The organism is Thalassotalea sp. SU-HH00458, assembly GCF_040362795.1.
GTDB lineage: Bacteria > Pseudomonadota > Gammaproteobacteria > Enterobacterales > Alteromonadaceae > Thalassotalea_H > Thalassotalea_H castellviae.
This window is the reverse complement of the sequence record NZ_BAABWW010000002.1, coordinates 150,453-173,323: the sequence shown is the minus strand read 5'-3', so window position 1 is coordinate 173,323 and position 22,871 is coordinate 150,453. Positions and strand designations below refer to the sequence as shown.

At 37.2% G+C, this 22,871-nt stretch carries 18 protein-coding genes; 12 read left to right on the top strand and 6 right to left on the bottom strand.

Annotated features, from left to right (window positions below):
- Positions 1 to 11 precede the first annotated feature (11 nt).
- The 3 genes from ABXH06_RS03735 (at position 12) to arcA (ending at position 3,667) form a co-directional block, all read left to right on the top strand.
- Complete coding sequence (locus ABXH06_RS03735; RefSeq protein ID WP_353517350.1) at positions 12 to 1,049, top strand: methyltransferase; 1,038 nt, start codon at positions 12 to 14, stop codon at positions 1,047 to 1,049.
- Between the two features lie 99 nt (positions 1,050 to 1,148).
- The gene (locus tag ABXH06_RS03730; protein ID WP_311579038.1) at positions 1,149 to 2,780 is read left to right on the top strand and encodes a sensor histidine kinase; all 1,632 of its coding nucleotides are present in this window, start codon (positions 1,149 to 1,151) and stop codon (positions 2,778 to 2,780) included.
- Positions 2,781 to 2,965: 185 nt separating this feature from the next.
- Positions 2,966 to 3,667 carry a two-component system response regulator ArcA gene (gene arcA / locus ABXH06_RS03725; protein ID WP_311579035.1) on the top strand — a complete coding sequence of 234 codons (702 nt, stop codon included), beginning with the start codon at positions 2,966 to 2,968 and terminating at the stop codon, positions 3,665 to 3,667.
- Between the two features lie 66 nt (positions 3,668 to 3,733).
- Here arcA and ABXH06_RS03720 read toward each other — a convergent pair whose 3' ends face one another.
- The 4 genes from ABXH06_RS03720 to ABXH06_RS03705 all read right to left on the bottom strand — a co-directional run bounded on the left by ABXH06_RS03720 (position 3,734) and on the right by ABXH06_RS03705 (position 7,180).
- Positions 3,734 to 4,636 carry a radical SAM protein gene (locus tag ABXH06_RS03720; RefSeq protein ID WP_311579032.1) on the bottom strand — a complete coding sequence of 301 codons (903 nt, stop codon included), beginning with the start codon at positions 4,634 to 4,636 and terminating at the stop codon, positions 3,734 to 3,736.
- Between the two features lie 12 nt (positions 4,637 to 4,648).
- A complete protein-coding gene (gene folA, locus ABXH06_RS03715; RefSeq protein WP_353517349.1) occupies positions 4,649 to 5,140 on the bottom strand; it encodes a type 3 dihydrofolate reductase in 492 nt (163 codons plus the stop codon).
- A gap of 116 nt (positions 5,141 to 5,256) precedes the next feature.
- On the bottom strand, positions 5,257 to 6,054 hold the full coding sequence (locus tag ABXH06_RS03710) for a substrate-binding periplasmic protein (RefSeq protein ID WP_311579028.1): 798 nt from the start codon (positions 6,052 to 6,054) through the stop codon (positions 5,257 to 5,259).
- A gap of 472 nt (positions 6,055 to 6,526) precedes the next feature.
- Positions 6,527 to 7,180: a hypothetical protein gene (locus ABXH06_RS03705; protein WP_288988657.1), complete on the bottom strand. Its 654-nt coding sequence runs from the start codon at positions 7,178 to 7,180 to the stop codon at positions 6,527 to 6,529.
- 138 nt (positions 7,181 to 7,318) lie between these two features.
- On the opposite strand from ABXH06_RS03705, the gene ABXH06_RS03700 reads away from it, so the two are divergent.
- Complete coding sequence (locus ABXH06_RS03700) at positions 7,319 to 7,585, top strand: helix-turn-helix domain-containing protein (RefSeq protein ID WP_288988660.1); 267 nt, start codon at positions 7,319 to 7,321, stop codon at positions 7,583 to 7,585.
- A 174-nt stretch (positions 7,586 to 7,759) separates the two neighbouring features.
- On the opposite strand, the gene ABXH06_RS03695 is transcribed toward ABXH06_RS03700, so the two are convergent.
- On the bottom strand, positions 7,760 to 8,062 hold the full coding sequence (locus ABXH06_RS03695) for a hypothetical protein (RefSeq protein ID WP_353517348.1): 303 nt from the start codon (positions 8,060 to 8,062) through the stop codon (positions 7,760 to 7,762).
- Between the two features lie 75 nt (positions 8,063 to 8,137).
- Here ABXH06_RS03695 and ABXH06_RS03690 point away from each other — a divergent pair, with 75 nt between their 5' ends.
- Positions 8,138 to 8,980, top strand: a complete 843-nt coding sequence (locus tag ABXH06_RS03690) for a hypothetical protein (protein WP_353517347.1) — start codon at positions 8,138 to 8,140, stop codon at positions 8,978 to 8,980.
- Positions 8,981 to 9,225: 245 nt separating this feature from the next.
- Complete coding sequence (locus ABXH06_RS03685) at positions 9,226 to 10,383, top strand: PIN domain-containing protein (protein ID WP_353517346.1); 1,158 nt, start codon at positions 9,226 to 9,228, stop codon at positions 10,381 to 10,383.
- 148 nt (positions 10,384 to 10,531) lie between these two features.
- On the opposite strand, the gene ABXH06_RS03680 is transcribed toward ABXH06_RS03685, so the two are convergent.
- Complete coding sequence (locus ABXH06_RS03680) at positions 10,532 to 13,984, bottom strand: ATP-binding protein (RefSeq protein ID WP_353517345.1); 3,453 nt, start codon at positions 13,982 to 13,984, stop codon at positions 10,532 to 10,534.
- Positions 13,985 to 14,201: 217 nt separating this feature from the next.
- Between ABXH06_RS03680 and ABXH06_RS03675 the strand changes: the two genes are divergently transcribed.
- The 6 genes from ABXH06_RS03675 (at position 14,202) to ABXH06_RS03645 (ending at position 22,807) form a co-directional block, all read left to right on the top strand.
- On the top strand, positions 14,202 to 16,307 hold the full coding sequence (locus ABXH06_RS03675; RefSeq protein ID WP_353517344.1) for a two-component system response regulator: 2,106 nt from the start codon (positions 14,202 to 14,204) through the stop codon (positions 16,305 to 16,307).
- A 36-nt stretch (positions 16,308 to 16,343) separates the two neighbouring features.
- Positions 16,344 to 17,303: a GGDEF domain-containing response regulator gene (locus tag ABXH06_RS03670; protein ID WP_353517343.1), complete on the top strand. Its 960-nt coding sequence runs from the start codon at positions 16,344 to 16,346 to the stop codon at positions 17,301 to 17,303.
- A gap of 1,044 nt (positions 17,304 to 18,347) precedes the next feature.
- Entirely contained in the window at positions 18,348 to 18,659 is a 312-nt protein-coding gene (locus ABXH06_RS03660; protein ID WP_353517341.1) for a hypothetical protein, read from the top strand.
- 425 nt (positions 18,660 to 19,084) lie between these two features.
- Positions 19,085 to 19,240, top strand: a complete 156-nt coding sequence (locus ABXH06_RS03655) for an antitoxin Xre/MbcA/ParS toxin-binding domain-containing protein (RefSeq protein WP_353517340.1) — start codon at positions 19,085 to 19,087, stop codon at positions 19,238 to 19,240.
- A gap of 553 nt (positions 19,241 to 19,793) precedes the next feature.
- Positions 19,794 to 20,966, top strand: coding sequence for an SIR2 family protein (locus tag ABXH06_RS03650; protein WP_353517339.1), 1,173 nt, complete (start codon positions 19,794 to 19,796; stop codon positions 20,964 to 20,966).
- 2 nt (positions 20,967 to 20,968) lie between these two features.
- Positions 20,969 to 22,807: an ATP-binding protein gene (locus ABXH06_RS03645; protein WP_353517338.1), complete on the top strand. Its 1,839-nt coding sequence runs from the start codon at positions 20,969 to 20,971 to the stop codon at positions 22,805 to 22,807.
- Positions 22,808 to 22,871: the final 64 nt, after the last annotated feature.

The window sequence follows — 22,871 nt, the reverse complement described above, 5'->3', positions numbered from 1 at the left end:
TAGGTAATTCAATGTATTTAAGTAACTTAAGCCAAGTATTAATTCGTAACGAATCACTATTATTGGCAACGACTCCTTTATTAATTAACATGCCAAATGATGAGTTGTCACAGAGTCTAACATCTTTAAATAAAGAATGTGATATCACCTACTTTGATAACAATTTTGAATTACACCAACAGCATCAACAAAACCAACAATGCCACTGTGTTTTTGCTGCACATTATCAAACACAAAAAAAACATGACTTAGTTATTATTCAATTTCCTAAAAGCAAGCAAGAGCTATTATTTACTTTTGCGATGTTAGCGCAATGTTCAACAGCAGAAACGAGAATATTGATTGTCGGGGAAAATAAAAGTGGCATAAAATCCATTAACAAATTGCTCAAAGAGCAAACAAACTTTTGCGACAAAATTGATTCAGCGCGCCACTGTACCTTAGTTGAAACGCAATTATCTAACCATCACCGCACATTTAATCTTGAAGAGTGGTTCCATTATTATAATGTCGCTATTGGCTCTCTCACTTTCAAAGTTGCCGCATTACCCGGCGTTTTTAGTCAAGCTAAGTTAGATACAGGTACGCAAGTTTTACTCAATAACTTACCTAAAGAAGTCACGGGAAAGGTGCTTGATTTTGGATGTGGAGCTGGAGTAATTGCTTGCTACTTAGGCTTAAGTTGTTCTCAATCAGAATTAACGTTAGCTGATGTCAGTGCGCTAGCACTCGTTTCATCAGAAAAAACCCTTTCACTAAATGGATTAACAGGTAAGGTGATTGCAACAAATAGCTTGTCAGACATTACTGAGAAATATCAGCATGTCATTTCCAATCCTCCTTTTCACCAAGGGATAAAAACCCATTATGAAGCGACAGAGCGCTTTTTAGCTGGGGTTAAAAAACACCTAAATAAACAAGGCTCGTTAACCATTGTTGCCAATAGTTTTCTAAAATACCAACCGATTATTGAGCAATCTTTAGGGCAAACTGAAATTTTGGCCGTAGAACGAGGTTTTACTATTTATCATGCGAGGTTGAAACGCTAACTCAACAGATTTAAAACATAATTCTGTAAGAAAAGTTGAAATCTGTTAAGTTATCAATAATTATCTAAATAGCTGTTATTAATCTTAGAACAACTCAATATGCCAAAAACCCATAAAATAAGCTCAATTCGTCGTTCAATTTTGATCACAGTATTAGGCTTTGTTTTTGTTTTTATTTCACTCGCTATCTTTTATATTTCTAGTACTTTTCTGAAAGAGTCGAAACAACAGTACAAGCAAAATATTATTGATTTAGGTAACTATGTTGCTCAATTAAGTGTGGAAGATATTCGTACAAATAAGCTTAATAACCTCAACAACAAACTTGATAATTTCAAATCATTATCTTCAATTCACTACATTGATGTTTATAAAAAGTATCCAGAAAATTTTGGCATATTTGCCAGTTATAACTTTAAAATGGGTGGGTCAATTTCTAAAAATACCACGCGAATTACCTCCCAAGAAAAAACCTTATATGCTTCCCCTTATTTTGAAGATGATATCGTTAAATATGTCGCACCTATTGAGTTTAATCGAGAAGAAATCGGTTATGTTTATATTCAATTAGATATTAATTCTGGCCTTACTTTTAGCACTCGACTTTTTATTATTTTTATTGTTACTTTTTTAGTCTTACTCGCATCGGTAATCTTCATCAGTTTTAGATTAGAAAACCTCATCACCACACCTCTAAGGGAATTAAATGCAGATATTTTGCATATTTCGCAAACGAAAGATTACTCACTTCGAGTGAAGCCTATGCCGTTTAAGGAAATCGATATTTTAGCGAGAAACATTAACAACTTGCTAAATAGGACTGAACGGCACATTACTAAACTTGATGTCGCAGAACAGCAAAGTTTACTCCTAAATATTGAGCTTGAAGATAAAGTAAATAAAAGAACTGAAGCATTAAAAGATTCCAACCAAGAATTATTATCTACTTTAGAAAAATTACATCAATTTCAAGGTCAGTTAGTTGAAAGTGAAAAAATGGCCTCTTTAGGTGATATGGTGGCAGGCGTGGCTCATGAAGTAAATACCCCAATAGGATTAGGCGTAACCGCATCAACCTTGTTATCTGATCGACTCAATGATATTAAAAAATCATTTGATGACAAAACATTAAAATCTAGTCAGTTGAAACGGTTCTTAAATGAAGGCCAAGAAAATGTTGGTATAATTTATCGCAACTTAAACCGCGCCGCAGAGCTCATTTCTAGTTTCAAAAAAGTAGCAGTCGATCAATCAAATGAAGATTTTAGACAATTCAATTTTGATGAATTACTCAAAGAAGTGTTGTTAACACTTGCCCCGCAAATTAGAAATACCCCTTATCAAATCAATATTACTTGTCCTGAAGATTTACTCGTGGTGAGTAAACCTGGTCCAATTAATCAAGTACTCATTAACTTGATCCTTAATTCAATCATCCATGGTTTTGATAACAGAGATCACGGCACAATTGATATCACGGTAATGAAATTAGGCGAACAGCTTAATATTAGCTTTGCTGATGATGGCCATGGTATTGATGTCACAATTAAAGACAAAATTTTTGAGCCGTTTACTACCACCAAACGTGGTGAAGGAGGAAGCGGACTTGGTCTTCATTTAGTTTACAATTTAGTGACACAAGCACTTGGTGGCAGTATTAGGTTAGACAGCGAACCTGACAAAGGTGCTACCTTTGAAATAAACTTCCCAATTAGTGAGCAATTACTTTAAGCATATCAATGAATAAATTAAGGTTTTGTTCGTTAACTAGTAATTGTTTTTTAATGGCAGGTTATATAACATGTCATTTAACTGTTTTATAACCTATGTTAACAATACGTTTCATAGGCATGACTAAACAAGACGAATTTTACTTCCTTATTTTTTGAAAAGTATTTTTGAACTGGAAACTGAGCATGCAAAAACCTCATATACTTATTGTAGAAGATGAAGATGTTACCCGATTTAATTTGCGTAATTTATTCGAAGCTGAAGGGTATAATGTCTCAGAAGCGATCAATGGCGAAGCCATGGAGCAACAATTACAAAAAAATACTATTAACTTAGTGATCATGGATATTAATTTACCGGGTAAAAACGGTTTATTGCTTGCGCGTGAGCTAACAAACAATAGTGATTTAGGGCTAATATTTCTAACGGGACGAGATAGTGATATTGATAAAATTTTAGGATTAGAAATAGGGGCAGATGACTATCTGACTAAACCTTTCAATCCTCGCGAATTAACCATTCGTGCTCGAAATATTCTTAATCGTATATCACAAGGTAAAACCGAGTCTGATAGTGCCATCATCCGTTTTAATCAATGGGTGTTAGATGGTAACTCTCGTAAAATGACCTCACCAAACGGCGAAATCATCTCTATACCTCGCGGCGAATATCGAGCTTTAAAATTACTCATTGAAAATACAGGACAAATTGTCACTCGCCAGCAATTAATCAAAGAAATGACAGGCCGTGATTTACGCTCTAACGACAGAACCGTTGATGTTACTATTCGTCGTTTAAGAAAGCATTTTGAATCTGTAGAAGGCGCTGCAGAGCTTATCAATACTATTCATGGTGAAGGTTATCGATTTGTCGGTACTGTAGAATAAAAGTCCTCGTGAATATAACCATTAAAGCCACGTAAAGTGGCTTTTTTATTCGCTATTTTTGGTTAATCACAAACCCCGTTGCCATTCTTGTCGCAGCATTACATTGCTTGGTCGCTCAATGGCTTCATTCACTAACTGTAGTAACTTAGTTTTATCTTGCCCTAACACCCCTTTTAACACTAAATAATTTGAGGCATGATCAGAGCGAAAGATGGTTTTAGCGAGTGATAATTCAGTTAATAACCATTTCATTTCTTGGAAGAGTTCATGCTGATTTAACATTCGAAATCTTTGAAGGTCAAACTCTTCAAAACGTTTAGCGAAACGTTCTTCACCTAAAGGAAACGAAACAACAAGTGTCGATAAATAATCAGGCTGTGCTTCATTCATTAATCGAGCAGAGTTAATGGCGTGCTGTTTTGATAACGCTGGTCCGCCTAAACCATTTAAGATCATGACAGAGCTTTTAATACCTGCTTGTTTAATTTTATTCAGAGCAATCAAAGAACTGGTATATGTTTCGCCTTTATCTATTAATTTAAGTACATCATCATCGCCACTTTCACAACCGACATAGACTAGTTTTAAGCCTAACTCCCTTAGCTCGGCTAATTGTTCGACCGTTTTATTGGATAAGTTACGCGGTAAACAATAACTTGATACACGAGTGACGGTTGGTAAATATTTTTTGATCAATAATAAAATATCTTTAAGCCGTTGAAAGGGTAGCATTAATGCGTCACCGTCAGCCAAAAACACTCTACCAACAGGTAAACCTGAATTGACTATGGTTTGGATTTCTTGCTCAATTAATTCAAGTTTTTTCGGTTTAAACTTTTTCTGCTCTGCAGTATACATTTCACAGAAAGTGCAGCGATTCCAAGAGCAACCATTGGTCACTTGCAGAATCAGGCTTTTCCATTCGCTGGGTGGCCTAAAAACGGGCTCGATATAAGTAAGTGGGTACATGCGCGTAACTAATTACTTGCGTTGATAAAGACAAAAATCAAGCGGGAAAGCATTTTTATCGTCGGCAGAGTATTTTTCGCTTTTTACTAACGTCCAATCGTTTTCAACATCGTATTCTGGAAATTGCGTATCGCCTTCTATCTCAGCATTAATATGGGTGATGTATAAGCGGTCAGCCGCCGGTAAACAATGCTGATAAATTGCACCGCCACCAATCACCATGACTTCTTCAACATCACCTGCTTGCTGTAAGGCTTGCTCAACAGAGGTAACTGTTGTGACTCCTTCTGCTTGATAATTCTTATCTCGAGAAATAACAATATTTTGTCTACCTGGTAATGGACGACCGATAGATTCATAAGTTTTACGACCCATAACGACAGGTTTACCTAAGGTTGTTTTTTTAAAATACGCTAAATCTGCAGGTAAATGCCAAGGCATATCGTTGTCTTTGCCAATAATTCGGTTATTCGCGTGGGCTACAATCATAGAAAGGATAGTCATAAGTCTTCTTTTACCGTTTACATTGTGGCTATTCTAATAAAAAAACAGCAAGAGGTACTAGCGTTACTCATGCAAATAAATCGAATTTTCCCCATCAAGCATCTTTTATGCGAAAACTAATGCGATAGCATTGAGGAATGAGGCTTAAAGCTTGGCATATCTAAGCCATATTTTTCATAGATGGGCGCGAGTAAACCTTTATTATCGGCCAAAATGAGCAGCTCATCTAATTCTTTTGCGGAAATGGGAGAGGAAGAAGGCACTAAAAAGTAACGCATAAATTCTGTATCATATTTTTCTGAGATCATTATTTTACTTTGACTTTGAGGGTGTTTTTTAAAGTGCCAAGCAAGTGCAACATCACTTGCAACGGCAACATCGACTCTTTTAGATAACAATAGATTAATTGAATCTTCTTCTGTTCTGACTAAAGTAATGCTAAATGATTGATTTAATTTAATCGGGTCAGTTTCAAAATTAACAAATTTATAATGATAGCCATGAACCATAGCTAAGCTATGACTGCTTAATTCATCAAAAACGCCTTGGGATTGATATTTATCAGTGCGCGCTATAAACACATCTTTTGCATGGATTAATGGTTGACTATGCTGCAAGCTTTCCAGTTCCCACCCCCATTTGGGGTTATCCCACATCATAATATCAACCCAGCCTTCATATAATGATTGCGTACGCCGTTTAATCGGTACAGGCACTAGTTGAAAAATAAATTGCTCTTGAATGAGATTTAACGCATGAAGGATATCGGGACCGACACCTTGAGTGTTATCTTCAAGTAAAAAAGGAGGGCGTACACCTGCTCCGACGTTTATTTGTATTCTGTTATAAGAATTAGCAAACGAACTTAGCGATAAGAAAACGAGTAAGATAAGTACGTGAATGTAAGTGCGCACTAGAATTCCTTTCATAATGAGTCAACTATACTTTGATAATAGTCTAAAATCCCAACTTTGCATGCGCTGTAAATCAGCGTGTACAATCAATATTGATTCATTGAAAATAAACTGTCTAGAAAGAGTTGCTCTATCAAAGAAAACGCTAACAATCTTTATTCAAAAAAAATGCCTATCGATTTACGTGATAGGCATTAATTATATGAATACTTATGTTACGAGAAAATTAACGACGATATTCTACTTCTACATCGTAATCATCTTTAAGCACCGTTACACTTCCTACACTGTGAAAATTGTGAATAACCATAAATAACGGTACATGTAGCTAATCTATCATATTTTCATTATTTTTAATTAAAAACATGAGAATTTTGAGAGGTTAGGCATGATTATTCTCACATTTCGCAAAAATACCTATCTAGATGTTCTACTAAAGTTGATAAAGAACGCTAGTTACTAATTTTAATAATTATACTCTACTTATTATTTCAGGTAACGTTAAAATTTTAGGATGTGTGTTTTGCCCTTTTGTCCACTGAAGATAAGGTTGAACATAATTTCGTTCTAGGTAATCCTCTGCATATTCACTAAAGTCCAACATTCTCTCCTTATATAGAACGAATTTAATTCCAGATGGAGCAACCCATGCAAACTTATCTTGGCTTTGAGCAATATGATGCAAGCTCATTATTGTTTCAGATAATCTGACTGAATCTACGTCCTTATGTGTGCAATTCATAAATATTCTATATCTAATGATTCTTTGATCTTCTGTATTAGGCAAACGTAATATTGCCCATGCGTCAGGGATCAATAAATTTACTTCACAGTCCTCAATTTTAAAATCAAATTTAAACCTGAAAAGGCGTGTTAAATCTATTTCATCTTTTTCTACTTGTTGAATACCTTCTAGGCCAAATTTATTTAATTGATACTTTAAAAACTTATAGCATTTAGCAATATTAATATTGTTATTATGGAACTGCGCATTATCACGATGAAGTTGCTCTGCTAAGCCGTCCAAAGCTGGCTCCCCAATTTTAATATTAAGCAATATACGAAGAGCTCCTGAACCTAGCATATGTTTGAACTCTTTGAACATCTCTTCTTTTTCTTGATTCATGTACACCTCAGCCGCTTGATACTTAATGACATTAGTTAATAATTTTCAATATAATATTGGCAACAAAACAGTACCAAAGTTCCATCATACCTTGGTACTGTTTTGTTGCCAAGGAGGTTATACAATAGAGTTCATGCCATGATTAAGCATATAAACGATTCTCGTTATAAAGCCTTGATAGACTGGCTAAAAGCTGCTCGTAACGAGCAGGGATTAACTGTGCGTGACCTTGGTAAATTACTGGGTGAGCCTCACCAGTTTGTGGTAAGAATAGAAACCTGTGAAAGAAAACTAAATGTATTTGAGTACGTACAATATTGCGAAGCTTTAAAGCTTGATACTTCTGTTGGGCTAAGCAAGCTAAAAGAATTAAGTTTTATTTCTAGAGCTGAATCAAAACCTTAAAGTTACTCCTAATGCCAACTACGAGCATTGACACTATTTCATAAAGTTATTCGTATTAGTCAGCTAAGCAACTCTTAGGGCATAGAAAAACAATATGTAAATGTCAGTTCTTAGCCAATTGCGGACATTGATCTTTTTTGTTCCCAACGGCAGCTCAGAGCGAATAGCGGAAGTTCACTCTCTTGCTAATCTGGGGAGTGCCTTTCTAATACCAGCTAAAATATTGCTCGAACCAATACGTTCTTTCCAAAGCTTTCCATCGGCAATGACTTCATAACAATCAATTCGGTCAGTTTTTAACAATTCCAGCTTATGCGTTATAGGTTTTCCACTATCGTAATCTGTGATTTCAATCACCCTTCTAAGTTTTGGGATATCTTGAGGAGGAACAAAGCCTTCTTGTTGTGAAGTGTGGTTATTTCGATTAGTGTATGATTTACTATAATTTTTTGAAGCTTTATTAGTTTGTCTATACATAGGTCACCTCCTACCTTACAAGGTAGTATACCTTGCAAGGTCTCACTAATAAGGTGTTAGGGTAAAAGGAAAGTTATGCAGCTTGATACCGGCTTTTCCTGTAATTCTGTTATTTGGTTAACTAGTCTTCCGGATTCTGAACTCGGTCCCACTCGAAGAATGGTGGAGGACATGGAGTCATTGAAAGCTGAGAAATCCATCGGGTTTCAGCATATTCAGGTCACTAGCGCGGCCCACCTCAAAAGCCTCTTGGCAGAGCTTTCGTATCACGCATCTGAGAACGGAATGCGACCTTTATTGCACTTCGATATGCATGGCAACAAGGAAGAAGGGTTGCATATTGCTCAGTCCTCTGAATACTGCTCTTGGGATGAGCTTTATAGCAACCTTCAAGGTCTTAATCAGGCAACTGGAAATAACTTGGTTGTAGTCGGCGCAGCGTGCTTTGGTCTTCGATCAATTATGCCGATAAAGCTAGATAAACCCGCACCCTTCTTCGTTCTTTTAGCGCCAGAGGAAGAGGTTTACGTTGGGTTTCTAGAAGATAATGCCGTGGGCTTTTATCGCGAGCTTTTTGCGTCAGGAAGTCTTGATGCTACATATAGCCGATACTTATCTGACGAATTTAAGTATTTCCATTGTGAGAAGATGCTTTTCATAGTTGTTGCCAAGTATATCAGGACTGGGTGTAAAGGTAAGTCCGCCCAGGAACGGAGAGAACGGCTTCTTACGGAAGTGTTCAGTCAAGGCATGGAAAAGACAGAAGGTAACTTGAGATCGGTACGCAATAAAATTAAGAAAGGACTGAAGCCTGACCAGGCATTGTTAGATAGGTACGCAAAAACATTTTTAGTGGGCAGATCATGCAGTTTCAACATGCAGCAACTTCTAGGGGTCTTGGATGGCGATAAACCCTAACAATTTGCTGCACTCGGATAAATTACTCGCTTCGCTTGCAATTTACCGGTGAGCAAGGCGTTACCACGGTCCGCTATTGGCACTTATGCGAAGATCAGCTGTGAGCGAATTGCGGACCTTGAACAGAAAAACGAATTCTAATAAGGTCGTTTAAATCAAGATGTAATAAGTGTTACCCTGTTTATATAAAATATATTAGCTTCCTAAGTTCTTTAGGGAAAAAAATAAAGTGTTTAGGAGTTTGCATGGAAGAACAAGTTGATTTAGATGTGTTGTTTAAAGGCTATTACCGAGCTAATGATGAGACTGTTAAAGAAATCTGGAATGGCGGCAAAATTATTCCAGATGCCAATGTTCTTCTAAATCTTTATCGTTATTCCGACGACGCTCGCGATGCATTTCTGAATCTATTAAATAATCATAATGAGCGTTTCTGGTTACCTCACCAAGCCGCTCATGAATACTTTCAAAATCGCCCCACTGTAATTAATGAACAATCTAAAAACTATGATGTAACATTGAAAGATATCAATGATTTATATAATTCTTTCAACCAGAAAAATCGCCATCCCTTTTTACAATCTGAGTTGCTAAGTGAGGTCGAAGAGTTGTTTGACAAGCTAAACAAGCATCTCGAACATGCCAAAAAATCACATATAGATCGTTTAAATGATGATGAGATACAGAAGAGAATAACTGATATTTTTGGACAAAGAGTCGGGCAGCCTTTCTCTCAGGAAAAATTGAAGGAGCTATTTGAAGAAGGTAAAGCCCGGTATCAAAGTAAAATTCCTCCCGGTTATGAAGATGCTCAAAAGAATGATAATGAGAGAGACTTGGTTGGCCAGCAGCGTCGCTATGGTGACCTAATAATGTGGAAACAAATTATTGATTATGCAAAAGAACATCAAACTCCTGTAGTTCTTATAACCGAAGATACAAAAGAGGATTGGTGGTTAAAGCCAGCAGGAAGAACCTTATCAGCACGACCGGAATTGCTCAAAGAGTTTCATGATGAAACCGGGCAGGAAATACTGGTTTACCGCACAGAAAGCTTTCTTCATAACGCCACCAACTTTTTATCTGAAGATGTCAGTAATGAGGTTATTGAAGAAATAAAGCTCTTGCAGAGCGAGCCTGTTTTTTATGAAGTTGTTCAACGCTCTCCTTCCTTCTATGATTTAGCAGAATATATTTCTACAAATTTCAAGAAAGGAGATGAGTTACCGGGAGAGAGAACAATTGCAGAAGCTATTAACTGGAATAGGTCTGGCGTCAGAGAGAACCTTGTTAGATTAGATACAATGCGTTATGTGGTAATAGAGCATGGGAAGAAAACTAAATTAATTGAAAATTTACCTCCTGTATCACTGGAGATGCAAGGAAGCACAAAAAATAAATAGATAATGCTTTAGCTAAAAGGCTATAAGACCATATAACAAATGTCCTTTATTGGCACTTTCCGATCTTCACCTAAGAGCGAATAGCAGCAGTAGGATCTGACTTAGCCGACCGGCCGCTATGCCCAAGATAGCAGACATTAAAATTAATTTACTCCTTGTCTGCCAAATATGCGTTAATTAATACTAGTGTATCATCCAGTTCATTTTTTACCTGCTCCAAAAGTGATTCTAATTCGCTAAACTTCATACTCTTAGAAAGACTTTCAATATCGTTAAGTGTTTTGTGTAGTGCAGCGGCGCCAATATCACCGCAATTTCCTTTAAATGCATGTGCAGCCATGCGAAGTTGTTCACGGTCTTTGTTACTAATTGCGTTAAAGATGGAATTGATTCTGTCTTCATAACTATCTAAGAAAAGCTGAATTATTTGTTTGAGTAGCTTTTCTCGTCCACCTAGACGCAACAACGCAGCCTCTTTTTGCCAAAGCGTTTCATTGTCTGGCATAGTTGGCAAAGAAGTTAAATTTGACTCTGATTCTGTCAGGTTCCCACTGCCATTAATTTCCTCTTTTGTAACAAGGTTACTGATTTTACTGACGAGCACACTTGGATCGAGTGGCTTGGTTATATAGTCGTTCATGCCAGCCTCGTAGCATTTCTCACTTTCACCTTTCATGGCATTGGCAGTGGCCGCTAAAATTGGTATGGATTTGTACTTTTCTCCCGCTTGACCATTTCGAATAGCGCTAGTCGCATCATAACCGTTCATCACTGGCATATTGCAATCCATCAAAATTATATCAAATGGCTCTGAGGCGTCCTGCAAAGCTGATATTGCTTTTACACCATTAATCGCAATCTCTACATTAGCGCCTAGGGGTTCAAGGATAAAGCGTGCGACCTCCGTATTGATTTCGTTGTCATCAACCACTAGTACGTTGCAATTAATGTTATCTATTAATGCGTCTTCATTTTCCAGTGAAATATCAGTACTGCGTCGCTCTAATTCAATAGTTTTAGAGTAGTTAACAATTGCTTGGCGATCATTAAGCACATTAGCAAGAAATGTTGACCGATAAATGGGCTTGACCAAATTAACTGCTCCCTTGGGCAAATCCACAACCGATTGCGACAATTTAGATAGGACTATCAATCTTGTTTGGCTGGCTACTTTATCGGGTAAGTCATTCCAGAAAGCAACAAATTGGTTATAGTTACTATGCTCTATATCAACTAGAAGTACGGGCATCGGTTCTAATGCGGCAGAGGTAAATGGTTCAGCAAATTCCATTATTTCACCACCACTGTTTATTATGAGATTAGTGATGGTATTAATAAGGGGCGGTGTATTTATTAGCATTCCAATGTTTAAACCGGAAAGACGGGTTTGTACATCGTTGTTTTTTGCCTCCCAGCTTTCAATTGGAATTTCAAAAGAAAACGTCGAGCCTTGCCCTTCAACAGAACTAACTGATACGCTGCCCCCCATAAGGTTAATAATTTCTTTAGAAATTGACAGCCCCAGCCCAGTGCCGCCATATTTCGCTGATACTGTATTATCTGCTTGAGTGAAAGCCTTAAACAATTTATCTAACTTCGATTCGGCAATGCCAACCCCCGTATCTTTTACTTCAACATGCAAATAACTAGACGTCTCTTTTATATCACTCCAAGCAGTCACCGCAATGTAACCATTATCAGTAAACTTAATGGCATTGTTTAGAAAGTTATTTAATACCTGAGCTAATCGGTGAGGATCATTGTTGATTGACGCAAAGCGCAATTTGTTAGTATCAATATAAAAGCCAAGATTCTTTTCGTTGGCAACCACTGACATAGTACTGGTGATACTTTCTATTAAGGCTTCCGGATTAAAGTTTCTAAAATCAAATTCAAGCTTTCCGGCTTCGATTTTGGATAAATCCAACACATCGTTTATAAGGTGTCTTAGGGCTTCAACAGAGTTTTCAGCCATTTGTACCAGTTTAACTTGTTTGTTATTTAACATCTCTTTTTTAAGTAAACTGGTGGCGCCAACAATACCATTTAACGGTGTGCGCATTTCATGGCTAATAGTAGAAATAAAATTTGATTTTAAGTCACTGACTTCAATTGCTTTGTCTCTGGCTTTTGCTAGCTCTTGTGTTCGTTCAGCAATGGTTTGTTCTAACCCTATGTTTATGGATTCAACATTTTCCAAAGCTTGCTTTTCACCAGTTATATCGCTTACTGCAATGGCATAAGCTGCGTTAGACTGCTTCATGGGGATTCTAGCCACTTTGGTATGAAGCCATTTGCTAGAGCCGTCTATCGATTCAAATTTCCAGTCATAGCCAGAATAATCAAACTTGCCTTTTGCTTGTGAAATGCGTGAAGCCAATTCGTTATCGCCACTGTTACTAAAAAACTCAGCGACAGATTGACCTTTTACATCATCAAAAGGTGACAGAAATAATTGCTCAAAAGCACGGTTAACCGTATTAATTTTCCATTTAGGATCAACTGTAATGACTGCATCTTCAGCGACGTCAACCGCAGCTTTAGCCTCTTCAGCTAAACTCAATAACCGACTTAAACGCTGGTTATTGCGATGCATTAAATACAATAACACTATGGCGACAGTCAGCCCTACCAACAAAGCAAAAAATGACTCAACTCGTCGGTTATTTAACTCTTTTTTGTAAATTGTATCTGACATTAAAATGCTGGTATGCAAACGTCCTCCCCTTTCGTGGGCTGCAACCACGAATGGTGTAGACATGCCCAGTGAAACTTTATCTCCATTGCGATATTTTGACAGCGAAGAATCTAAAACTGGCTCTAGGGTGTAGGTATTGTCAAACATACTATGGGGCGCTAGATCACGGCTAAATTGATACGCTTCACTAGGGTGTTTAATAAAGTGGCCTTCAACATCAGCGAGAATAATGCCGTACTTATCGGTCACCAAGTGATCCAGCTCTTCTAGCATTTTAGTCATATCGATGTTGGCGATTATGATGCCAAAAAACTGATTGTCATCATTGTAAATGGGGATCGCTAGGCGCAAGGTGGGTTGATAAGGAAAAGTAATTTGTCCGCGCTCGCGGTTTAAGTCAATGACAGAGACATACATCTGTTCCTCTGGTAATGAGGCGGTTTCAGTAAAGTAATAGCGGTCTCCCTTATCTTGCAAATCGTTATTAGCACGTACCACTACTTTCTGGTTAATACGGTCAACTCGAAGAAACTCCTTGCCGGTAGCGTTTATGATACGTAGTTGAAAGTATTCATGGTTATTCTCCATAAAGCCGGAAAATATATTGCTTAACCAGCTCTTCCAGAGTGCAGTTGTTGTTCCGTCTAGGGGGTCAATGCCGTTATTAGATACCGAACGGGTTAAACCACTGATTGGTGGAGTAGAGTATAAAAACAGAATGTCATCTTTAAAGGCATTGTATTTTCTCGCAATATGCGTATCGACTTCTTGTATATTTATGTCAAAATCTTCTTCTAACGTTTGGTTGTATGACTCGACTATTTGTATATTGGTAAAATAAGTCGCTAGGCCAGCAACGAAAATAGAAATAAACACATATAATGCAAAAGAAAAACGTCTCATAACATGGTTGCCTAACAGATTTGGGGTGATGGCTAATTAATATGGCTGCAAAATATTAACAGCCAAACTCATAGGACAAGTAATTATTAGGCAAGAAATGAATTAAAAGCAATAATTATTCTGGATTTTTCTACTAACCTCTTCTACAGTTGTGAACATTGGGTAAGTATTTATTTAATATCGCATTGTCAGTGCAATACAGGAATAATCAAGCAGTATGAAACTGGATTTTGAAAAGGGCATTGTATTGGCGGTTGATGACCAAGCCGCTGACTTATTAATCGTAGAATCGGCATTATCAGACTTCTACACTATCATTACTTCTACCTCGCCAAAAGAAGCGATAGAGCTTGCTAAGCAACATACGCCAGATGTCATTTTACTCGACATTGATATGCCAGAAATGGACGGTTTTACACTATGTAAAGCGTTACAGACCATCCCAAGTTTGGCTAGTACCAGCTTTATGTTTATTACCTCACACTCTAGTCCACATTTTGAAACGGAAGCTTTGGCACTAGGGGCGGCTGATTTCATTACCAAACCTATTCATCTTGATATTTGCCGATTACGTGTAAAAAGCCAGATGACCATTAAGCAACAGTCGTTTTCCCTGCATAAAGCATACTCTGTGCTACGCAAGGAAAAAACGCACTTAGACACTATTTTACAGTCAATTGGTGATGGTGTGGTTGCCATTGACACAAATAAAGTCGTGACATTTATTAACCCTGTTGCCCAACGCTTGACGGGCTGGACACAAAAAGAGGCTGCTGGACAACAACTTGACGACATAATGGTGCTCCGTGATGCCGCAACTGGTATTCGGATGATTAATCCTTTGCACGTAGCGTTGGAACAAAAACGTACCGTCGCTATGGCGCTCAATGCTGAACTAATGAGTCGTGATAAAACAAAATATCGAGTAGAAGATAGCGCCAGTCCTATTTTCGATATGGAAGGTAATCATATTATTGGTGGGGTCATTGTGTTTCAAGATGTCACTAAATCTATTGCCATGTCTACACAAATGACTCATCTAACCAATCATGACCAGCTTACCGGTTTACCTAATCGTGTGTTACTTCATGACCGAATGCTGCAAGCGATTAATCATGTTAAACACACTAACCATATGGTTGCTGCACTACTCATAGATATAGACAACTTTAATTACTTAAACGACGCCGTAGGCCATCACTTGGGTGATACTATTATTCAGGAAGTAGCCGAGAGATTAGAAGATGTCAGTGACAAGAAGACCACCATCTCTCGCATAGGCGGTGATGAATTTGTAGTGTTACTGAGTGATTGTCGAAGTCTAAAGAATATTACAAAAACAGCCAAAGAGATTGTTGAAACATTCAATACACCGTTTGTTATTGAAGGAGAAGAACATCGTCTATCTATTAGTATGGGCGTAAGCACCTACCCTGTTGATGCATCCACACCGGAAGAGCTGATGCTCCATTCAGATACCGCTGTGTACAAGGTCAAAAACGAAGGGAAAAATAATGTTTCGTTTTACGCAGATGAGCTATCTGAAGATCTAAAAGTACGCGTAAATATCGAAAAATTACTCCGTCAACGCTTAAATGAAGAGTCTATGTTGGTATATTTTCAGCCTAAGTATAATCTTAGTAATGGCCAACTCACAGGTATGGAAGCCTTGGTCAGAATGAAAGGCTACGACGATGAGTTAATATTTCCGGATAGTTTTATTCCTATTGCCGAAGTAACGGGTTTAATAAATAACCTTGGCAAAGAGGTACTTGATAAAAGCTGTAAACAAGCCAAGGCTTGGCTAGATGCAGGTACCCCAATCCAAGTTGCAGTTAATATTGGCGCCTCTCAGTTTAATGAATTTGGTTTTACAGAGATGTTGGAAGGTATTTTATCGAAATATGATTTATCTCCCCAATGGTTATCGTTAGAGATTACTGAAACAGCATTAATTCAAAATATCAACACTGCGAAGAAAGCTATTTTGGCATTAAAAAAGATTGGCGTTTTAATTGCTTTAGATGACTTTGGTACAGGGTATTCGAGCTTGTCTTATCTTCGTAGCTTCAATTTTGATGTATTAAAAATTGATCGTTCCTTCATTATGGATATCGATCGTGACGAACAAGCTTTAAGTATTGTTAGAGCTATTGTAGATTTAGCTAATTCCTTAAAACTAAGCATTGTTTGCGAGGGGATTGAAACGTCTTCTCACCTTTCGGCATTGCAAAAAATGGGATGCGAACAAGGCCAAGGTTACTACTTTTGTAAGCCTAAGCCGGCAGAGGCGTTAACGACAGCTTGGGAAATTAAAAGTTAGCTGTTATGTTCAATAATTTCGATAAAGAATTACTCGATGATAGAAAATGAATACAGCACAATTAAAGCGCAGACATTTCTGGGTAAAACACTATCCGACTGCCAAGTATTAATAGTAGATGATGAGCAAGCAAGTCGTTTAATCTTAACTTCAGTACTTGAGGAATTTGTGCGTTGCACCAGTACGGGCGATTGTTTAATCGTGGCGGATTTGTGTAGAGATATTAAACCAGATTTGGTTATACTTGATGTAAATATGCCTGACAAAGATGGAATAACAATTTGCAAAGAATTAAAACAGTCTGCGCAAACTGTAGACGTTCCAATACTATTTATAACGGGCAGTGTTGAACCTTCGTCACAAGACATATGTTGGGAAGCGGGTGCCGCAGACTTTATAGCCAAACCAATTGTAGCCTCTACCCTGATTCATCGTGTAAGAAACTTATTACAAAGCAAACTCCGACTTGATCTTCTGAGTGAACTTACCTTTCGAGATCAACTTACAGGCTTAAACAACCGCCATTATCTGGTGACAGAAGTTCCAGCCATTCTGAAAAACACGATTAGAGAAAATCAGTTTCTTGGTGTCATTATGATAGATATTGATTATTTCAAGGGCTTTAACGATACCTACGGACATGTTGATGGCGATAAGTGTTTAGTGTCTGTAGCATCAGCATTAAAAGCGTGTGTTCGCCGTCCTAAAGATTGCGTTATTCGTTATGGTGGCGAGGAATTCCTCGTGTTCCTCCCAGATACTGATCAGCAAGGCTGCCTATTGGTTGGGCAAGCTATTGTAAAAACAATGTACGAGTTAAATATTGTTAACTCTAGTAGTCCCAATAAAATGGTTACAGTGAGCGCAGGTTATGTAGTGACACAACCTAATAATAACGTAAAGCTAGAAGACATTATCAATGATGCAGACCAAGCGCTGTACGAGGCTAAACAATCAGGTAGAAACAAACTGAAAGGTTATTTAAAAAACTACTGATTTATACGTAACTGCCAACTTTGCAATAAAATAATGTCTGTATTAATTATTTTACTCAGGGCTGCTATTGGCACAAACTTCACAGTCAGGGTTAACGCTCGACTGTCCTGTATTAAGCTCAAAGCAGCCTGTCAGAGAACTTCTGTTCAACGACTGCAAATGGTACAGAGAAGTCATAAAAACTAATTTGTGAAATGTCCGGTTTCGTATCTAAGCAGCCCAATCTAAGGTTTTTTTATTTCACTAAAAAATGATTGGTTTGGTGTATAAGTGATCATATGAGGGATTTATTTCAAAGATTAAGGACGATCTTAAAACGTAACTAATAAGATAAATTTTCTTATCGGGTGTCGTATGTATCATTCTTTGTGGCGATCCACATGTTGTAAGCACAATACCTTTGTTCTGAGTTTGCTTTTTAACAAAATAGAGCCTTTGAGAGCGTAACTTCTTAATTTATCGAAATCCTCCAAAGGGTTATTGCTGCAACTTAAACTTGCTCGTTTAATCATTTTATATTCACTAAGTATGAATGTTACTTAATACCAACATAGTTATAATTTACTGCTTTTGACTATAATAGATACTACAAACAATAAATTTACCCACATAAAAAATTTAAAAGAAGAGCCATGATTGATTTAAAGGAAAATGAAATTGAAATAATGATTTGCTCGGCCAATGAATCAAAAATTGGAAGTGCTGAAGTGGGTTTAAAAATCAAACACATAACAACGAATATCACTGTCGAGTCATGAACTGAAAAAATACAACACAGAAAAAAAATCATTGCTATTGATAAACTAGAAAGAGAAATATGCAAACAAGTAAGTAATACATTAAAAAAATCAAGATTTGCATGGTGATCTTCTTAATGTATTTAAAAAAGAGGTACAGGCTATCTATCAACTGGTTAATTAACCCCAAAACTCCTTTGAAAAGTTCAACCCCTTTATCTTTAATCGCTACAGTGTATGGTAAAAAGAAAGTTCTAGATATACTTTATAGATTTAAAGCTGGGGATTTTTCATAAGCGAGTTCATAATGATTAAAATTAAAGTAAACACAACAAACACACCTCACTATATTTTAAGCTCGGATATTAAATCAGCAATCGATAATGAGTTTTCTGCTGATGATGCAATAAAAATTGGCAAGAAATATTCTAACCTTATTTATGGTTCATCTGCCCATGTGATTAGTCAAAATCCAAAGAAAATCGGGCTATATCCACACGACATTGCGGCAATATTTAAAGCCATCAATATAGATGTTGAATTTTCTAATGAAAAGGGTTCAATTTTAACTATCGACCACACCATATCAGGAATTTTTCAAAGAAATATAGGCAATTAAATCGTATTGATATTTAAGTGTGAAATGGTCACATCAACAACACACAAAAAGCTGTATGCCGTTAATATTAACAATCAATCGCTACGAACTATTTAAAGGTGAAATGGTTTAAAAGGTAAAATGGTTTAAAAGGTGTAATCTTGAGGGGGTAAGCTAATTAGTGAGCTGAGCTATCATATCAGAGCAGACGTTTTATAAGTTAATTACCAATGCTAGGCGGACTATGAACTAAACTGAAAAATAGTAAGTTCAAGTATGGGTTAGACAGCAAATAGATTTTATGCTTTAGTGTTGATTAAGGTCATCATTACTTAAATCTCAAATTTATGCTTAATCAAAACTCCAAATTTTCTGTAGAAAAACTTACTATTTCACCTGAGCTAAAATTTTTAAAAACTGAGCATTTTGGTATTTATCAGGAATTGATGACGCAATTTAAATTTGATGATCGGGTGTGCCATGAATGGCTGACTAAGCCTAAACCTTTTTTAAAAGGTAAGTCACCGTTTGAGCAACTTGCGATTGATGTTGATGCAGTGAAGGCTATGCTGGTTCGCATGAGGACAGGGGATTTTTCATAAAAGGTAAATGCAAATGAATATCCTCTTTCTATGTACTGCTAATATACAACGCAGCAAAACAGCCGAAGAGTTGTTTCATGCTGCAAATAATAACTATCAGTACTTCAAGCGAGAGCTTGCACTATTGCTACTAGAACAGTGCGAGCTTGATTAATCATTTGGCTTTAAGGTTGACCAAAAAATAAAGTTTATTTCGAACCGCTGTCGCTCTGCAAAGATTGCGGTAAACGATATTGTTTACTTGAGGTAAATGTAATTGCATACAGAGGAATGCTTTACCGTGAGTAAACAAAACAGTTTACTCTATATTCGAGGCATACCTAATTACTATTAATATTTTACTCTCGAAAAAACCAAACAAGATCAAAGTATCATTATTAATTCATTGAATATGTTTTTGTCGGCTGATAACTTACAAAAATAATTAAATAAAGTTAGCGATGAAGGCCGAAGTTAATTATGGGTCATTTGGTTAAGCGTGAATTACCTATACAAACTATTATTACGCGTTATTTGCCATCTTTCTTACAGCTCAATTAAAGGAAAAAAAGAAATGGATGATTTGATTGATAATGAGTTGTTCCTGCAAATTGAGGAGCACCTAAAGTGTAGTGAACAAAGCTGGCTTCTAGGTGCAGGGATTAGCTTCGATGCTAAGTTACCTTTAATGTACCCTTTGACCAATAAGGTTAAAAAAGATGTCGAAAGTAGTCACAAGAAATTATTTGACGAAGTAATCACTCCGCTCTTTCAGGAGTTGCCTAACAACTGCCATATAGAACACGTCCTTAGCCACCTTGGTGACTATGCTGCACTAGCTGAAAGAAACAAAGATAAAAAAACGGTAATTAATGGCAGCGAAGTTGAGTTAGTAACCCTAGAAGAAGCACATAATACAATTCTTGAATCTATCTCAAATGTGATCCGGTGTGGGTATGTTGAGGACAAGGATGGAAATACAGTTGAAGAAGGTTCTTTATCTAAGCCAATCGTTGACATCAATGCACATATAGAATTTATTGATACTCTATTTAACCACGCCTCCGCTGGTGTTTTTGAACGAAGAAAAGCAGTAAACATATTCACAACTAACTACGACACTCTTTTGGAAGATTCACTAGCACTTAATAGGGTTCCATATTGGGATGGTTTTGCTGGAGGAGCTGTAGCGCATCGTATACAAAAATATGGAGAACCCACACCAGCAAATGGACAGCGTGCGAACTTAATTAAAATGCATGGTTCGATAGATTGGTTTCTTTGTGACAAAGGGTATGTATGGCGAGTGAGAGATAACGACCTCTATCCAAAGGCAGAACGGCGAGTTTTAATTTACCCACAAGCTACAAAGTATATTGCGACTCAACAAGATCCCTTTTCTACGCAATTTGATTTATTCAGAAAATCGCTAAATTCCTCCAATAGTAATATTTTAGCTGTGTGCGGCTATAGTTTTGGCGATGATCACATCAACAACGAAATAGAGTTTGCTTTATCAAAAGAAGAGAATAAAACTGTATTGCTTGCTTTCTTGGAGTGTAAGGATGCAATTCCTCCATGTCTAGAAAAGTGGCGTAATGGTAGTTTTGGCTCAAGCGTAATTATTGCCACCATACATGGCCTGTATATTGGAAAAGAAGGCCCATTTAAAAGGAAAGGCGAAGATGATTATTGGTGGACATTCAACGGTGTAACATCAGTATTAAAGAATGGATGCGAGGTTTAATTATGTTTACACCATCTGAAGAACTAAAAATAGGTCAAGTTGTCGAGGTATCTGGAACCAACATAAAAGTTGAGATTTCCGATAAAATATCAGAATTAACAAGAACTTTTAATGGCCGTGTTTACCCGATTGGGCAAATAGGTAGCATGGTTAAAATTCACTATGGTCGTAAAATAATTTTTGGCTTGGTGACAATGCTAAGAATGCGTTCAGAAGAGTTAATTGAAGCTGGAATGCCTGTAACTCCTGATTCTGATCAACGTGTAATGGAAGTCCAACTGCTGGCTGAAGGAAGCTGGAATAATACAAAATCAACTTTGGCTTTTAAACGCGGAATTAAAACTTACCCTTTACCTCAACAAGGCGTATTCCTTCTAACCAACGAAGAAATTTCTTTTGTCTATCGCTCAGCTGAAGGTACAAGAAATGATGAAGTAGATCCATTAGTTCCTTTTGCTGTTTATAGTGCTTCTGAATCTACAGCCTGTCGAACTAACATTAATAAAATGTTTGGTATGCACTGTGCTGTTCTTGGTTCAACTGGATCAGGTAAATCTGGTACAGTTGCTGCAATTATTCATAGTGTACTTTCCCATAAAAATAACGATAAAGAGTTGTCACCTCAGATAGTGGTCATTGATCCTCACGGAGAGTACGGCTCAGCCTTTAAGACTAGAGCGGTCCAATATCGTGCATATGACATAGCAACAGGTGATGATGGACAAGATGAAATCAAGCTTCCATATTGGTTAATGTCTAGCGATGAGTTTACTAATCTGGTTATCGGTAAGACAGAAAGAAGTGCTACTAGCCAGAATAACGCAGTCCAGAAAGCACTTGCACATGCAAGAATGGTTGCAGCTAATATTGTAAAGCCTTGTCCAAGAGAGTTTGGGACAAATGAATTAGATCATTTAGAAAGTTTTGATGAACCAAACCTTTGTGATGGCAAAGATACGTCAGATATTCTGGAATTCGACCGTGATAAACCTAGACCATTCTGTTTGGAAGAATTTGAAAGTCATATTAAATATATACAGGGTGGGAGAAAAACTAATGCTGGTCATGTGAGCTTGTCAAATACTGATCTAGCAAAATCTCCCGTACCATCCATACTCGATAAGCTCAAGGTTCTTCGAAGAGATACTCGGCTTTCATTTATGATGAAGTGTTGGCTCGATAATGAAGATGAAATCAAGCTACATCAAGTCCTGAATCAATTTATAGGGGCTCCTAGTCAGGAAGGTAAAGATATCAGAATTATTGATATTTCAGGCCTGCCAAACGAAGTCGCAGGTCCACTGACAGCTCTTATCGCCAGACTGCTCTTTCAGTATAAAATATTCCAAACTCAAGAAGAAAAAGAAAAAGATCCAATTCTCTTAGTTTGTGAAGAAGCCCATAGATATGTTCCAGATCATGGAGAAGCACAATACGCTGCTGCACAGGGCGCAATTAGACGCATTGCAAGGGAAGGTCGTAAATACGGAATAGGCCTGATGCTTGTTAGTCAACGACCAGCAGATGTAGATAGTACGGTCATATCTCAATGTGGTACATGGGTTGTATTAAGACTTACAAACTCAGCTGATCAACAACATGTCGCTCGCTTTTTGCCTGATGGTCTATCTGGCATGGTTGGGGCCTTACCTATTTTATCTCAACAAGAAGCTATTTTTGTCGGTGAAGGAGCTGCATTACCTTCTCGAATTAGAATAAGAGACTTGAAAAGTGATCAATTGCCTAAATCTAATACAATCCCATTTGCTCAAGGTTGGGCGAGTGAACGTTTAAACTTGGAAAAGCTTGAAACTATATCTCAGAGAATGTGTGTCGACTAACTATCGCTAATTCACAAGGCTTTAAAAATTGCTGACCTAATCAACTGTATGCTTAGGTCATAAC